Below are 15,182 nucleotides of genomic sequence, written 5' to 3' on the forward strand. Positions count from 1 at the left end.
AGGACTAGTTAAATTCTCCCTAATTTATTTATAGTCTTCTAGCTGAATAGAATGATCACAAACTTCTTTTAAAAGCTTCTTATTATGTGATATAAAGAGAACTGCCATATTTTCCTGTTCTTTTAATAATTTAATGATCCACAATTCATTGATCTTATCTAAACTAGACGTTGCTTCATCACAAATCAAGAGCTTAGGCTGTACGAGCAAAGCTAAAGCGATACAGATTCTTTGGTATTGGCCTCCGCTTATTTCCAACGATCTCTTAGCAAGTATATCAACGGACAAGTTGCAACGTGAAAGCACCGATTCGACTTTTGGTAGATATTCCTCTTTGCGGGCAAGCTGGAACTGCTTTAACGGTTCAAATAATAGTTGTTTTATTGTTTTTGTCGGATCCAAAGCTCTCCGTGTATATTGGGTCACTAGCTGAATCTGCTGGACCCACTCCTTCTTAGAAAAAGTTGCCATAGTGCGTCCGTCTAAATAAATTTGTCCATGGGAATATTTCTCTAATCCCGTTATAATCCTAACGAAAGTAGATTTCCCAGCACCATTTTCACCCACTATTCCTACCCACTCGCCAGTGTCAACGAGAAGATCCAAATTTTTGAAAATCAATTGGTTTCCATATGTTTTGGTCAGTTGAGAGATTTTTAATAAACTAGTATTTTCCTTCAAAGATCTCGATTAACTCCTTTGTATACTTTTCTTTCGGCTTACTGAGGACTTGATTTGTTGGTCCAGCTTCGATCAATCGTCCATCTTTTATGATACCCACGTGCGTACTATATTTCTTCACGATCGTTAAGTCGTGGGTAATAAAAAAGATGGTCATTTGCTTTTTCTCGTAAATTCTCCGCAGAAGATTTAGAATCGTTTCCTGGCTTTGTTCATCCAAAGCACTGGTGGCTTCATCAGCAATGATGATCTCCGGATCAGAAACGAGAGCCATTGCCAGTGCCACTTTCTGGCACATTCCTCCGCTCAACTGAAAAGGACGTTTGGCAAGCAAACTAGAACGATCGGAAAAACCTACCCAGCTTAGAATTTGAAGCATTTCCTTTTCACGCTCTTCTCTATTTTTCATACCTCTGGATTTTAAGAGATGATGAAATTGAGTTTCCACGGGAACATTGCTTTGCATGCTCCCAATTGGATTCTGTAGGATTATCTCCATCTTTTTCCGATCACTTTGAATGGAGCCGCTGACATGAAATTCTTTCGGCAAAAAGCCCAATATCGTTTTGCCCAGTAAGGTTTTTCCACCCCCGCTTTCACCGATCAGGCAAAAGAAATCGCCTTTAGAAACCGACAGTGAGATCGATTTTAGCAGTGCTTGTCCTTTGAAATAGACAGAACAATTGGACAGATCAATCATAGGCTATTCCCCACCGTTTCCTGATTTTGCTGCTGATGAATTGAGTTATGAGCACGATCGCACTCAAAATGATTCCTGGAAAAATAAATATCCATGGCGCTACGAAGAAGTAGGCTTTTCCATCAAAAAGGATTGTTCCTAGTTCTGGTGTTGGCGGTTGTACACCTATGCCTAAGAAAGACAGTCCAGAGATACTCAAAATGATTTTGCCGATATCGGTTAGAAATAAGGAAAGTAATTCTGCAATAATATTAGGAATGATATGGTAAAACAATGTATGCTTTCCATACGATCCCCTCAAAGGAGCCAAAATGATGAATTCTTCTTTGCGGATATTCAGAACTAAGTTTCGGATATAGCGGATGTACTTGCCTGACCAACTTATGATTAGCGCAGCCATTACAGTAAAAATCGAATTTGAAAAGAATCCTGTAAAAACCAGCGTCAAAATCAATGATGGGATACTGATCATAATATCCGCAATAGTTGTTATACTGGAATCAACCAGCCCGCCAACAAGACCTGATATCCCACCTAGTATCAAGCTGACCAAAACGACTCCGAACAAAGAACAAATGGCCAGCAGCAAAGAATAGAAGCTGCCATAAAAAGTCCGACTAAATAAATCTCTTCCCAAATAATCTGTCCCAAACCAATGGCTCCAGCTCATCCCTTGCAAACTATTGCTCTTCTCGATAGCATAAGGGTCTTTTAATTGAATGAAGATAAGGGCAAGAACAACGCAACAAGCGAAAAAAACAACGATATGCTTCTTCATCATTCTCCCCCTTGATCGAGTTGTATTCTCATATCAATTTTTTGGATCAATAAATCGACGAAATAATTCAATAAAAAGATAACGCAAGCAATGATCAAGGTGATCCCTTGAATAACTGGATAATCTCTCGTGGAGATGGCATCCATCAACAGCTTTCCTAAGCCAGAAATACTAAATATGATCTCGACGATAACCGTCCCTCCGATAAGATTTATTAGACTATTGCCGTAAAGAGAAATCAGTGGTACGAACAATTCCTTCAATTGATAATAAAACCGATAATACCACTTGATCCCCCTAAACTTGGCAATAATCTGCTGCTCGCTGGTTGCTGAAGATACAATTAAATCACTTACCATTTTGGATAGATAACATCCCTCAGAAAAGCAGATAACGAATATAGGTAAGATGAGATGTCTGCCAGAACTACTGCCTACAAAAGGGAACCATTTTAGCTGGACTCCAAAAATAAAGATAGCCAATATAGCGATCCAATAAATAGGAAACGACAACATTACAGAAAGAAGCTGTCTCAGCCATTTCAAAGCAGGAAAATTCCCGATCATGCCTCCCAAACTTAGAGAAAAAACAATACAAATAACGAGGGAGATTCCGATCAATTTCAAAGTGACCGCAGCTTTTTCTGCAATGATCTGCAAAACCGGTGTATTTGTCATAAAGGAATTTCCAAAATCCCCCTTTAAACTATTAAGCAGCCAGCGAAAGTACTGATCCAAAAAGTTCCCGTCGATCCCTAGCCTTGTTCTCATTTCTTCAATTGCTTCTTGGGATACGTGTTGGACCCCCAGCTTTCGGAGAACACCTAATGCTGGATCGCCTGTCGAAAAGGAGAGAAGCTCGTATAGCAAAAAGGAAAAAAGCAGCAGACTCACGACTAAACGTAGAGTTTTCCAGAAAAAAAACCCTTTATTCATCTTATTTCACCACAAGTTTTTTAAAATCGATTGGTACATCGGATACACCAGAATAATGGAATTCTAAAATTTTGCTTGAAGTAACAAATTTTTCATCTTTGTAATCGATTGGAATAGCAAGTGTTTCTTCAGAAATACGTTTAAAAATATTGTCGAATATCTGTTGCTGTTTTTTTTCTTGGATTGTAACTGCAAAATCATCTAGTAGATTCGTCAATTTGGCGTCATTTGCAAGAACTCCATGTCCCTCAGCAGTATTATGATAAAGTGAGTTCAAGAAATTATAAGGCAGCAGTGCATCAGTATAGGTACGATAAAAAATCATGTCATACTTTTTCGTGTTCCATAAAACATCATAGTAGCTTTCACTATCAAAGATATTGATATTTACTTTTACCCCAGCTTTTTTCAAGTCGCTTTCAATAATTTCCGCCTGTTCTTTCCATTCGGGAAATTCTGTTGTTTGGATAACTAGATCAAAGGCAAGCACATTGTTTGCTTTTTCATAATAACCCTCTGCATTTTCTACGTAGCCCTCTGATTCAAACATACTTCTAGCTTTGTTAAGATCATACGGGAAGTTCTCTTGATTATCCGTAGAAACATATTTAACGTTCTCCTGGAATAAGCCAACCAGCTTTTTATCCGATAATGTAGACTTGTTGACGGCCAATTCGATCCCTTTACGGATAGTGGAAGTCAATACTTGATTATCAGGATTGAAGGCTAGAAAATGCGACCTCGTTCCTTCAAATTTATGTACATGATAAGATTTATCCTTTTTCAATGAATTGATGTCACTATCCGTGATACTGCCTAATGTTCCTCCGACAACGTCGACCTCGCCACTTTTAAGCGCTAAAGTACGTGAGCTTCCATCTTCGATCGTCTTGAAATTTACCTGATAATTCACTGGATTTCCATGATTATAGTATGGATTTGGCTCCATCAGCACTTGCTCGGCAGAGATTTCCTTCACAGTAAAGGCCCCAGTACCAATTGCCTCTTTGAATGCTCCATCAACTTTTTCACCCTCAACAGAATGCGGACTCATGATTCTTAATGGACGAGCCTGACACAATTCAGCTAATACTTGATTGGAGATTTTTGTAAAATGCATCGCGACTGTCGTACCATCGATCACTTCGACTTTTTCCAAATTTGTCAGAGTCTGCAAATCGCTTGTCTCATTCTTTGCTTTTGCTCGATCAATTGTAAATTTCACAGCTTCCGCATTTACATCGCTGCCGTCAGAAAATTTGACATCCTTTTTTAGATGAAATACATATTTTTTCCCGTCCTCTGATATTTCCCAAGACTCAGCTAGACCAGGCTTGAAGGCTCCTTTTTCGCCATATTCGACTAAAGGCTCATAAACTGCTCCATATAGAGCCAAATATGTATCATAAGAAGTGGCATCTAGTTTCTGAGCATTTGACTCGTTTGAAATAGCGATATTTACTGTCGCCTTCTCATCTTTTTTTGATGCATCCTGATTATTAGAAGAGCAGCCAACAAGAGAAATGGCAGCCAGCATAGAAATTACAATCCCGAACTTTTTTTTCATTGTTATCATTATTCCTTTCACATTTCCTACTCAAAGGACAACATCGTCTGAGAACAAACGTACCACTTGTGTGTTTTTTACAGTAAACCAAACTTGGGCAGGGAAAAGTCGTTGTCCGCAGCAAAACTCGAGGGGATGAGCAAGCACATGGTCCCACTTCATACCCTCGCACTGTCAAGATGTACAGCTTTGCTTTGCAAGGCGGACGGACATTTCCCATGCCGCTTTTCTACAAGGATGAAATCCGTTGATTCATTTCTGGCAATATGTCGTAATCATTTTAAGAGTTGCTTTCTGTTTTCCTTGCTTTGATTAGATAAGAATTTTCGCAAGATAAAATATAATCATCAACTGATAGATAGAATTCTTTATAATCGGTCACACTATATACCGGTTCAGTGTATTCTTTAAGCAGCTCGACTGAAAATCCATTTTGGATCAGACTATCTACTACCTCAGTAAGCGTCTTGTTCTGCATTTTTGTTGCTCCAAATTGATCTATCTGTTCTTTCATATAATCGAAGCTAGGATTTTTCGATTGATCCGCAAAAGAAGCATAATAGACTCCGCCATCATTTAATACACTCGAAATCATGCGGAAATGTTCATCTATATTTTCAATCAGATATAGTACTGAGGTGCTGATCACCGTATGAAACTTTCTTTCTAATGAAGTAGCATCTCCCGTTTGAAAATATTCGATCGGATACCCATTGACACGTTCTTTTGCAACCCCAATCGCTTTTTTAGCTAAATCAATCCCGCAAGCGCTATAAAAGGGCGTGGTATCATACAATGTCCTTAAAAATCCACCTTGATTGCAACCGAAATCCAAAACATCTCGGTTTTTCACATCATCGATATCAATAAGCTCAATTACTTTTTTCCATCCTTCTTGGTGACTGTCTTCCATCTCCTGATCGCCAGTATTCCCTTTTTGCCACCAATTATCGTATCCTTGTACCAATTTTAAACCCTCCTATTTACATCTCAAATTAAACTAACTTCTTTGGCTGATATGTATATTTTGTATGTTAAGGATTTTCAAAAAATCCCCACATACAATTTTATTCATCAGTAAAATATAAATGAAATCCCTATTCTTTAGCAGAATGAATAGATAAAATAAAAATTCAATTATAGTGATGAAGCCATTTCTATTAGTTTTTTATTCCTAAATGATAATAGTAATCATTACGTTTTGATGGTTGCTATGTTATCAAAGGAGGAATCAACTTGTCAATCATTATTTTCAGATATACTGTTGAATTACGTTTATTGGTTCCTGTCTAGATTAGAGTCCATATCTTGGATACATTTTAGCAGAGACATTAGGTAATTTTGCTACGTATCTTTTCTTCAAGCTCCTGAGGAGTTTAGTAATCAATGGAGCTATGAATTCTATTCCAATTGTAAAAACCTTCCATATAAGAAAATAAAGCTCGTTTTGCCTCTTCAAAGTTTTCATAGCTCGTTCGATAAATTTCTGCTTTCTGGAGAAATTCAATTCCTACATTATTGTGCAGCGTTCCTTTTGGGGGTGGGTTGCAAAAACTTGCGGATATATCCTAGAGGGTATCGTGTATGCCATAATTTAATAAACAGAAAGGAGATAAAATGAAATTACAAAGGATATGAATATAGCTGATAATTGGTTTAGCTGAATAATCATTTATGAAGAAACGTCCGAATCTCCCTCGTATTCGGACGTTTGCTCGTTCCCTATGTTGCTTTAAAATAGAGTTAAAGCAACATATAGTTTCATAACCTGATTTTTACTGATTATATCTTCAATTCTTCATATTTAACTACATAGATATAGTTTTTGTTGCAACTGTTTGTTGAAATGCCTGATCATGCTCAACAATAACCATTGTAGGATTAAATCTTTGAATAAGCTCTTCAATCTGCATGCGTGAATAAATATCAATAAAATTTAACGGTTCATCCCAAATATATAAATGAGCTTTTTCACATAAACTTTTGGCTATAAGCAGCTTTTTCTTTTGTCCACCAGAATAATGAGATATATCTTTCTCAAATTGAATTCGGTCAAAATCCATCTTACGCAGGATGGATTTAAATAACGGTTCATCAATCTCATGCTCTTCAATAAAGTCCGATAACAGTCCCTTCAAATGAGAAGTACCTTGTTGGACATAGGAAATAACGAGGCCTGAACCTAAATTCATTGAGCCTGTATGCTGTATCGGATTTCCTAGAATTAGTTTGAGGATACTACTTTTTCCGCTTCCATTCTTTCCATCAAGTACAATTCGGTCACCTTGTTCAACTTTAAAGCTAATTGGCTTATTCACTATTTGGTCATTGTACTTAACAGACACATCAGCCAAAACAATCAATTCGTTTGACTGAAATTCCAATGGTTCTAATTTTAATGACTCAGTTTTTTCCACATTTTTTAGCAGTTTTGACTTTTCCTCAATAGCTTTTTGTTGCCTTGATTCAAGGTTCTTTGCTCTCTTCATCATCTTTGCTGCTTTATGTCCTACAAAACCCTTGTCCAACTTGGAACCCGAATTCGTTGTCCCATTTTTGGAAGCTTCCACTTGATTAGACCAGCCTGCTGTACGCTTTGAAGACTGTTTTAATCTCCCTATGTCTTTTTGTAGACGCTGATTTGTTGCCTCTTCGTGTTCCTGCTGTCTATCAAAATTTAACTTCCAAGAAGAATAGTTACCACTTTGAACTTCAATATTTGCCCTATTTATAGATAAAATATGATCAACACATCCATCTAAAAAGTTTCTGTCATGTGAAATTAAAATAAACCCTTTTTTCTTCCTTAGATAATCAGAGACCGTCTTTCGTGCATCAGTGTCTAGATGATTGGTTGGCTCATCAATTAATAGAAATTGACCCTCAGTCAAAAAAAGTGCAGCAAGCAACACCTTTGTTTGTTCTCCATTTGATAATGTTTTAAATGGTCGGTACATGACCTCAGCATCAACATTTAGATAGGATATTTCACGAAGAAATTCCCAATCTTCTGCTTGGGGGCAAATTTCTTCAAAGATTTCATGAGTATACTTGTTTTTATCCGAAACTGGATAAGGGAAATAATTAAATTCTACCGAAGAAATGATTTTGCCACTATACTCATAATTCCCTAATAATAAATGAAAGAATGTTGTTTTACCTCGTCCATTTCTACCGATAAATCCAAGTTTCCAATCCGTATCTATTTGAAAGTTTACACCTTCAAAAATATTGTCAAAGCTACCTGGATAAGAAAAAGTTAAGTCTTGAACTTGTATCATTGACATGATAATTCCTCCTTTGTATATCAACCCTTTTTACTTTTTATACAAAGTCGGCACATCCATCTATTCTAAATTTCTCCGTATATGTTTGATGGATATTAACGACTTATACGGAGTATTACATGCGTAACAATAGTGTCTGAATTGCTCATTTCTCTCTCTCCTTTATTTATTAGATTAAAGTTTCAGATTAAAAAATATCAATCTTGACTATGAGAGAATAAAAAATCCTCCCAATTTGTAATTGGAAGGATTAGTCTTTCACTTATAGTAAATAAGCTCTTTTTTGCCATTGGAATCATGACAAATAAAGTGTAAACTGATTTATAAAAATGGATAGACTAACCCTATATTTTGTAGTTTGAAGTTATTCATTTCAAATAAAAATATAGATTAGTTAATCATTGTCCATCCATCAGTCCTCTCATAATTGTATTTATATAGTAACAAATTTTTTTATGAAATACAATTCAGCATCATCTTCACCTCAAATTACTGCTTGTTGCTCTTTTAATAATTTCCATACAATTGACCACAAGCAGCATCTATATCAATTCCAAATTGACTTCTAATGGTCACATTAATACCTGATGATTTTAATTTTTTGTAAAAATGAACAACATGACCTTCATCAACTTCACCGAACCTTAAAGGAGAACTGACGGTTGGGTTATATCTGATTAAATTTACATGATATAAACGTCCTTCTTTATATCGACCTTTTAATAGCCTTACTACTTCTTTAGCATGGTCAATAGAATCATTCACACCAGGTAACATAATATAAGCAATATATACTTTTCTTGATGTTATTCGTATATGCTCATCTAATGTGTCCATTACATCTAATAATGGATACCTATCATTAATCGGCATCAACTTACTTCGTTGTTCATTAAAAGGAGAATGTAACGAAAACGTCAAATTGACTTGCGGATAATTCAGAGTCATTTTTTTTATACTCGGTATAATACCAATAGTTGAAATAGATATCCTACGAGGGCTTAAAGCAAACATCGTAGGATCAGTGAGTACATCTAAGGCATCAAAAACTTGTACATTGGCTAACGCTTCTCCCATTCCCATAAAAGAAATACTATCAATTGAGTGACCTTGTAAGTAAAAATGGAGGATTTGGTCAGTTATTTCATCTGAGGTCAAATTTCTTTTTAATCCAATGTCACCTGTTGCACAAAATTTACATCCAAAATTACATCCGCACTGAGAAGATATACAAAATGATTCCCACCCTGCTTTATATTACATCCACAACAGCATCCACCAGAAATCCCTCACTCCAATCCAGACATTGCCTAGCAAAATGGCGTCGCCCTTTTTGTACGTTATCTACATTGATACCGAAGTGCTTAAAGTGGTTATAACCGTGTTTGCTAACGACAAAATCTCGACCGGATCATTCAATCATTCCCAACTTAAGCCGCCGATCAGTCAATCCAACACCCACTTCTCCCGCTATGTGGTCATAGCAAGTCCGGGCATACCTCAACACTTTTGACTGGTCATATTCCTTTAGAGACCGAATCGGCTCATCAAAAGCTATGTTTTTACAGGAATTACTAAGTTTTTTACACATGTTTGTAAGTGAAACTTGGGGAGGTACTACTTTTTAGAACTCCTGAAAACCCTTGGGGCTCTGAGGCTACGAGTTATGAAATTGATTCATATAATAAAGGTTCTAATGGTCTCGATTTTCTTTCCCAATGTTTTTTTCGTCAAAATATATGTTACGATTAAATCGTTCAATAATCCAACGCAGTCACTAGTTACTTTATATGTAACATGGGCAAATCGTCTTTCTGTGTTCCAAAGAAGAAGGAGTTAATATTCTTTTATCTAAAAATAAAATTAGTGTTCAGGCATTGTTTAACCGCAATTGTATTAGATACTTGACTCCAATATCATATGAGGGATATGGTAAACCAAACATAACAATTTGCATAACATAATAGCATTTGACATAAATATCTCAAAATAAATCTTCTATATTTATTAGTATCTTGTGCTTCGTCTCAAAAGATAAAAAATGATCCATTTATATCAAAATAGCCCTCTGACGGAAATTAGACCGTTGGAAGGCTTTCGCATTATCTTTGTTTGGCTAATTTAAAATACACTTCATCTATTTCAAATCCTGTTATTTTAACGGCCAAGCTTGTTCACCGCTTTTACTGTTGGTCCAGATTCTAAAAAGAAATCCGCTAACGTTTCGCCTTCCTGACTACTGCTCAGAATAATACTCTCCATAAGTTTAACTGGCTTTTCAATGGGATAAATCATTTTTTGTCCTTCTACCGGGCATGTGGAGTGCTCTTCACTGTTAGTACGGGAAAATTAAAGTAAGATGCTTCGGTGTCTAACCCCTTCCAACATGACGGAAGTTTTTTGTTTAGACGGTTCGACAGCTTAATGTGGTAAGTATTTTCCAAAAATAAAAAATTGATATTTCTCCACAACTAATTCTGATGGTAAAAGAAAATGGATGGTGTAAGGGGTTTTGTTTAAGAAAAAACTAAATGGGACGATTGAAAGGCAATGTAACTTCCAATCTATGATCCCCTGTAATGCTTAAGGTTTAGTCATTGCAAGTATATTTAAATTCAGGGCATGTTTGAATAAAGTAACCGCTTCTCACTTGCCCTGCCCAATTATGCAATGCTTCCTTCCACTGGACACTCTCAAAAAAATCATTCACAGTTACACCAGTAGAAGAGTGCCAGATCAGTGGCGTGAAGGGAAAGAGCGGCCCCGCATCACCCCAAATCCCTCCTGCTGAAACCGTATCTTGTTTAACGAGGAGCAAAGGGAGTCCATATTGGAATGCCATGGAAGGTTCAATCTGTAAGAAGGGAGAATAGGGTTCACCTTGATTTGTTGGCTTTGTTGGCTTCAATAGGGCCGCTATAGTACCGTAACTTGAGTTGATCATGGTGCGGATATTTTCTAAGGTAGTATTAGGGTACTGGTCAGTATTAGGTAACGTTCTAGGAAAAAGAAGCACCTTCTTGATTTCCTTAAACATCCGAATGATGAATTGTTGCTCCTGTGATAATGGGGGTTGCGCTGGTCCGAGAGTAAACAGGTTTTGGTGGCTGAAAAAAACAGGGATTCGAAAAAATGCGCTTGCCGCTTCATTTAAATCATTCAGATCAGCGTATGCCTGTTTATGCTCTTCCTTAGAGATAGTTTCCTTTGAATTATCATTCTTATATTTATCTTTCGATTTGTCTCTACTCATTTACATCACCTCCATGGGATAACATATTCAGAAATAAAGATGGGGGTGATAGCGATATTGCCAGCCCATGCCCATGTGTACTTTGTTCCAAACCAGCCAATTCTTTATCGTAAATCCGACACGCTGCATCCACAAATAAAAGAGCGAATACATGCTCCAATCAATAGATACATAAATATGTCTACCTGGCTTCAAAACTCTGTACGCTTCTCGGAGCCATTTAGTAAAACTTTCCTACCTTCCCTAGCGAGGTGCTAATGGTCGTTAGAGACCCATGTTTTACCCTTGTAAGAACAGGGACCGCTAACGTGTATACGGCGCTGTCCCAACTACCAAAGAAAGCAAATTCATCCAGAACATATGACGATATGATGCAAGTAGAATCGTCAAAGTTTTGTGATCTCGCAAGAGCACGAGCTACTAATACAAATGAAAAACCTAACTGTCTATCCTTTAAGTAGATTTGGATACGATCATTTTACTCCAGGATCGCTTAACAGTTCCAGATACCCGCTTTCGGTGGCCAACACAGATTGTAAAGCCTCTGTATCAACCTTTTAGAGGTGATAATAGTAGGGCCGTTATCCTTAGGGGCTTTTGATGTCATGAGATATTGGCAGAGATCAATGCCGATATCCTTGGTCATTTTTGTTGCCATAGCTAAAGCTGGATGGGCTGTCTTCTCGATGTATGGATTCCCACTGTTTTGTGTTTTAATTTCTCGATTTTTAGTTCGGTACGTAACAGGGAGCTACGCCACTTTTCACTCAAAAACTTAATCAAAAAGCCACTCATTGCTTGATCATGTACACATGATACATCACTTTGAGTGGATCGAATGGTTTACCTTTTTATCTCACACTATCGAATCTTTGTTGCTCTCCATGTATATTGTTTTTCTCCTTGTGGATGACGAAACAATCTTACCTCAACCTTAACCTTTTTCTCATGCTCATCAAAATAAAAATCTGCTTCAGCGCCTGGATTAACATGACTACCTCTAAAGTACCAAATGCCGCGCCGTAAATATGCTAATAATGGTCCGGCTTGTAACCACTCTCCGGTAATGTAAATTATCGGGTCTTCTTTGTTAGGATCTTGATGCCTGAACAACACTGAACCATTAACTCTATACTGATGCGGTAGTACATTTGTGTATATATAAGTGTTAAATTTTAGAGTGGTTCCCCCATTTGTTTTGTAGATTCCATCAATGTTCAATTGATTTGGATTGGATGCAAATCGATACATATCTACTCTCCTTCATCATAGGCATGAAGAAATTTATCCATTCCAACATATGCGAAATAAAAAGAGTAGGAGTTTGTCTAATTGCTACAGATGTCGCCTATTTACTTCTAAAACAAAAAGCCCTAGCATGAGCCAGAGCTTCGTTAGCTACCGTTAACCGATTATTACTTGTACAGTGGACGCACAATGGATTCTGTGCTAGAAATAGGGAGCTTGTCCAGAACTGGTAAGGCTTTTTATATGCCGCAAATCTTTCTACCAACCTCTGTTATATATGAGGAGCAAATTGGTTTCTCTTTTTCTCATTTCAAACTATGGACAACATTCCGCCGATTTATGAATGTGTTGAGTTCCTATGTTAAGTCTTTTGTTTTACATGTAATTACAAATCCTAATCCACCCCAGGTATTTCTTACTTCTGGAATGCCTCCAGCTTCTTTACAATCCTGTGATTGCACTTCTGCAAACCTGTAGTTTCTAGCATGAAGAAGGCTTAAGAAAACAAAGCAACCAATTACTAAGACTATAATCAACAGGGGGTAGAACATTTTTTTCCTCTTACTAATTATTGTGGAATTTTGCATTTGACATCATATCCAATACCAGGAAAAGTATTTTTTACGTCTGCAACTCCCCCTGCATCTTTACAATCTTGAGCGCGTCGTTCAGCCATATCATAATTTTTTTCGTGGACTGTGTAGATCGTAAAAGTAGTGGCTCCTGTTGTTAAAAACCCAGCAATTATCCAGATTGCAGGAAGAACACCTTTTTGCTCCTTATTAATATTGATTGGGATACCTCCATGATCTGCTGCCGAAATTGATGCTGGACCTAATACTAAAGAAGAAGATAAAATCGATAGCGACAAGATGACTGAAAGGAAAATAGAATTACCTTTAAAAATTTTAAATCCTCCTAACACTATTAAAATATTTTACATAAGGGACTTATTCTAGAGTTATACGGTATTTCCTTCCAATTATTACAAACATTTATTTTGTTGCGTTTTTATTGGTCTAATGACGTGTTTTTGCTCTCTGGTGTTAGTATTAAGAATATTAACACCCCAAAAACAAGGTGGCGCATAGAGCCACATGGGCTAGAGTTATTTCTGAATTTTTTAAAAAAACAGCAATTTATTCCTGTATATAGGAAAGAGAAAACAGCCTTCCGCCATACTCCCCCATAGGATTTAGGAATTTTTGATCTATCGGGGGAGTATCCGTTTTTTTGTTATCTCCATTTTCAAAATACCGGTGAATCTCAGGCAACACCTCTCTGCCGTTTGTGTAGTAGTCAGGGTTGACCACATACACTTTCTCCTCGCTGGACAACGCTAAAAAGCCCAATGCTCTCTTGTCTAAGAGCGATTGGATTAGACAGTATCCTTGTAATTTTGAATAGCCACCTATTTTGCAAAGATCAGTAGCATTAAGTGGATCGCCCCGTTTCCCCCGTTCACCATCTCCAATCAGAACATTGTTCATTTCATTTTGCCTCACTCCTTCTTTTCAATCACAGGACCATCTGATAAAGCTAAATACTACCTGTCCTGATTAATCAAAATATGTGCTGGCCCAGTACCTCTATAGTCTCTGCTTGCCCTATCCCATAATGATCAAAGATTAGCTTGCAGTAGCCTGTGGCGAACGAATATAAATGGGTTCCTTGCCTACAGGACGCCTTGCTACTTCATCCCGCACTTCCTTAGTTAAAGACAAGCTCAAATCTGATTCGACTAATCCCGTTACTCGCTTGTAAGTTCGTTCAAACGGTATACAACAATATAGTAGTGCCTTCGCTAAACGTCTTATCTCCTCTACGCTTTTCAATCGTTCTACCACATCTAATTCACTTTGAAACTCAAACCATTGTAAACAATTCACTTGCTCCTCACCCATATCACAGCACCCCTTTAACATATAGTTGGTTTTGCCCACCTTTCGGCTTCCGAAGTCCGTCGCGCTGTGGTAGTTTCCTACCGAACTTCAGAAGCCTGACGATGGGGTAATACGCTAACGGGCAGGAGAGATTAGCGTAAGAAGGATTTAGTGTATATTTTATAGAATATTTCAATTAATCTGTTAAAAATTCAAATCTATCTTGTAACGTCATTAAAAATAGAAAAATTAAACAAACATTTTTAGGGGGATTTTTTTATGTTCCAAACCTTAGACCATTTTTTAAAATCTTGGGAGTTCGAAGCTGCTGCTACACAGAAACTACTGCGTAATCTAACTGATGAATCACTTAAACAGGAAATAACTTCACAAAGTTGGACTTTAGGACGTATTGCTTGGCATACCGTTGCTGCCATTCGCATTATTACTTCAAATACAAACTTAACGTTTGATGCCCCAGCCGAAGATTATCCCGTTCCTACTACGGCTCAGTTTATAGCAGACAGTTATCATCAAGCTAGTAATGCTTTTGTACAGGCATTAAAAAAAGAATGGACTGACCATACACTACAAGAATCTATCGAATTTATAGGCCAACAGATGCCAAATGGTTCACTATTAATGTTTTTGATTCAACATCAAAGCCACCATCGAGGACAAATGACCGTTCTTATGCGACAGGCAGGATTAACTGTTCCAGGAATTTATGGTCCTTCAAAAGAGGAATGGGCAAAATTTGGTATGGAAGCACCACAAATGTAGTTCAACAAAACCCATCCTAATGATCAAACTTCTTGTATTACATTTCCATCCGATATTGTAGAATCAA

General features: G+C 37.2%; 15 protein-coding genes and 1 pseudogene. 1 reads left to right on the forward strand and 15 read right to left on the reverse strand.

What is annotated here, in order from left to right; translation table 11 throughout:
* Positions 1-24: 24 nt before the first annotated feature.
* The 15 genes and pseudogenes from BRLA_RS14580 to BRLA_RS14645 form a co-directional block, all read right to left on the reverse strand.
* Positions 25-681 carry an ABC transporter ATP-binding protein gene (locus tag BRLA_RS14580; RefSeq protein WP_041752241.1) on the reverse strand — a complete coding sequence of 219 codons (657 nt, stop codon included), beginning with the start codon at positions 679-681 and terminating at the stop codon, positions 25-27.
* Entirely contained in the window at positions 665-1,381 is a 717-nt protein-coding gene (locus BRLA_RS14585; RefSeq protein ID WP_003335790.1) for an ATP-binding cassette domain-containing protein, read from the reverse strand. Before BRLA_RS14585 ends, BRLA_RS14580 begins: the two co-directional genes overlap by 17 nt.
* Positions 1,374-2,162 (reverse strand): ABC transporter permease, encoded by a 789-nt coding sequence (locus BRLA_RS14590; RefSeq protein WP_236867779.1) that lies wholly within the window; start codon positions 2,160-2,162, stop codon positions 1,374-1,376. Before BRLA_RS14590 ends, BRLA_RS14585 begins: the two co-directional genes overlap by 8 nt.
* Positions 2,159-3,094 (reverse strand): ABC transporter permease, encoded by a 936-nt coding sequence (locus tag BRLA_RS14595; RefSeq protein ID WP_041752243.1) that lies wholly within the window; start codon positions 3,092-3,094, stop codon positions 2,159-2,161. Before BRLA_RS14595 ends, BRLA_RS14590 begins: the two co-directional genes overlap by 4 nt.
* 1 nt (position 3,095) lies before the next feature.
* Positions 3,096-4,661, reverse strand: a complete 1,566-nt coding sequence (locus BRLA_RS14600; RefSeq protein WP_041752245.1) for an ABC transporter substrate-binding protein — start codon at positions 4,659-4,661, stop codon at positions 3,096-3,098.
* 280 nt (positions 4,662-4,941) lie between these two features.
* The gene (locus tag BRLA_RS14605) at positions 4,942-5,628 is read right to left on the reverse strand and encodes a class I SAM-dependent methyltransferase (protein ID WP_003335784.1); all 687 of its coding nucleotides are present in this window, start codon (positions 5,626-5,628) and stop codon (positions 4,942-4,944) included.
* An 841-nt stretch (positions 5,629-6,469) separates the two neighbouring features.
* Entirely contained in the window at positions 6,470-7,948 is a 1,479-nt protein-coding gene (locus tag BRLA_RS14610) for an Lsa family ABC-F type ribosomal protection protein (protein WP_003335783.1), read from the reverse strand.
* Between the two features lie 507 nt (positions 7,949-8,455).
* Positions 8,456-9,205, reverse strand: a pseudogene (cfr, locus tag BRLA_RS14615) (23S rRNA (adenine(2503)-C(8))-methyltransferase Cfr); the annotation flags it as partial.
* A 900-nt stretch (positions 9,206-10,105) separates the two neighbouring features.
* Positions 10,106-10,243 carry a DNA methyltransferase gene (locus BRLA_RS23345; RefSeq protein ID WP_003335780.1) on the reverse strand — a complete coding sequence of 46 codons (138 nt, stop codon included), beginning with the start codon at positions 10,241-10,243 and terminating at the stop codon, positions 10,106-10,108.
* Between the two features lie 295 nt (positions 10,244-10,538).
* A complete protein-coding gene (locus BRLA_RS14620) occupies positions 10,539-11,201 on the reverse strand; it encodes a hypothetical protein (protein WP_003344322.1) in 663 nt (220 codons plus the stop codon).
* Positions 11,202-11,228: 27 nt separating this feature from the next.
* Positions 11,229-11,396 (reverse strand): site-specific DNA-methyltransferase, encoded by a 168-nt coding sequence (locus BRLA_RS23350; protein ID WP_081870819.1) that lies wholly within the window; start codon positions 11,394-11,396, stop codon positions 11,229-11,231.
* A 666-nt stretch (positions 11,397-12,062) separates the two neighbouring features.
* Positions 12,063-12,452, reverse strand: coding sequence for a hypothetical protein (locus BRLA_RS14625; RefSeq protein WP_041752246.1), 390 nt, complete (start codon positions 12,450-12,452; stop codon positions 12,063-12,065).
* 565 nt (positions 12,453-13,017) lie between these two features.
* Positions 13,018-13,374, reverse strand: coding sequence for a hypothetical protein (locus BRLA_RS14635; RefSeq protein ID WP_003335773.1), 357 nt, complete (start codon positions 13,372-13,374; stop codon positions 13,018-13,020).
* 214 nt (positions 13,375-13,588) lie between these two features.
* The gene (locus BRLA_RS14640) at positions 13,589-13,939 is read right to left on the reverse strand and encodes a hypothetical protein (protein ID WP_003335772.1); all 351 of its coding nucleotides are present in this window, start codon (positions 13,937-13,939) and stop codon (positions 13,589-13,591) included.
* Positions 13,940-14,077: 138 nt separating this feature from the next.
* Positions 14,078-14,353, reverse strand: a complete 276-nt coding sequence (locus BRLA_RS14645) for a hypothetical protein (protein ID WP_003335771.1) — start codon at positions 14,351-14,353, stop codon at positions 14,078-14,080.
* 258 nt (positions 14,354-14,611) lie between these two features.
* Between BRLA_RS14645 and BRLA_RS14650 the strand changes: the two genes are divergently transcribed.
* Positions 14,612-15,115 (forward strand): DinB family protein, encoded by a 504-nt coding sequence (locus BRLA_RS14650; protein WP_003335770.1) that lies wholly within the window; start codon positions 14,612-14,614, stop codon positions 15,113-15,115.
* Positions 15,116-15,182 lie beyond the last annotated feature (67 nt).

This window comes from Brevibacillus laterosporus LMG 15441 (assembly GCF_000219535.2).
GTDB classification, from domain to species: domain Bacteria; phylum Bacillota; class Bacilli; order Brevibacillales; family Brevibacillaceae; genus Brevibacillus_B; species Brevibacillus_B halotolerans.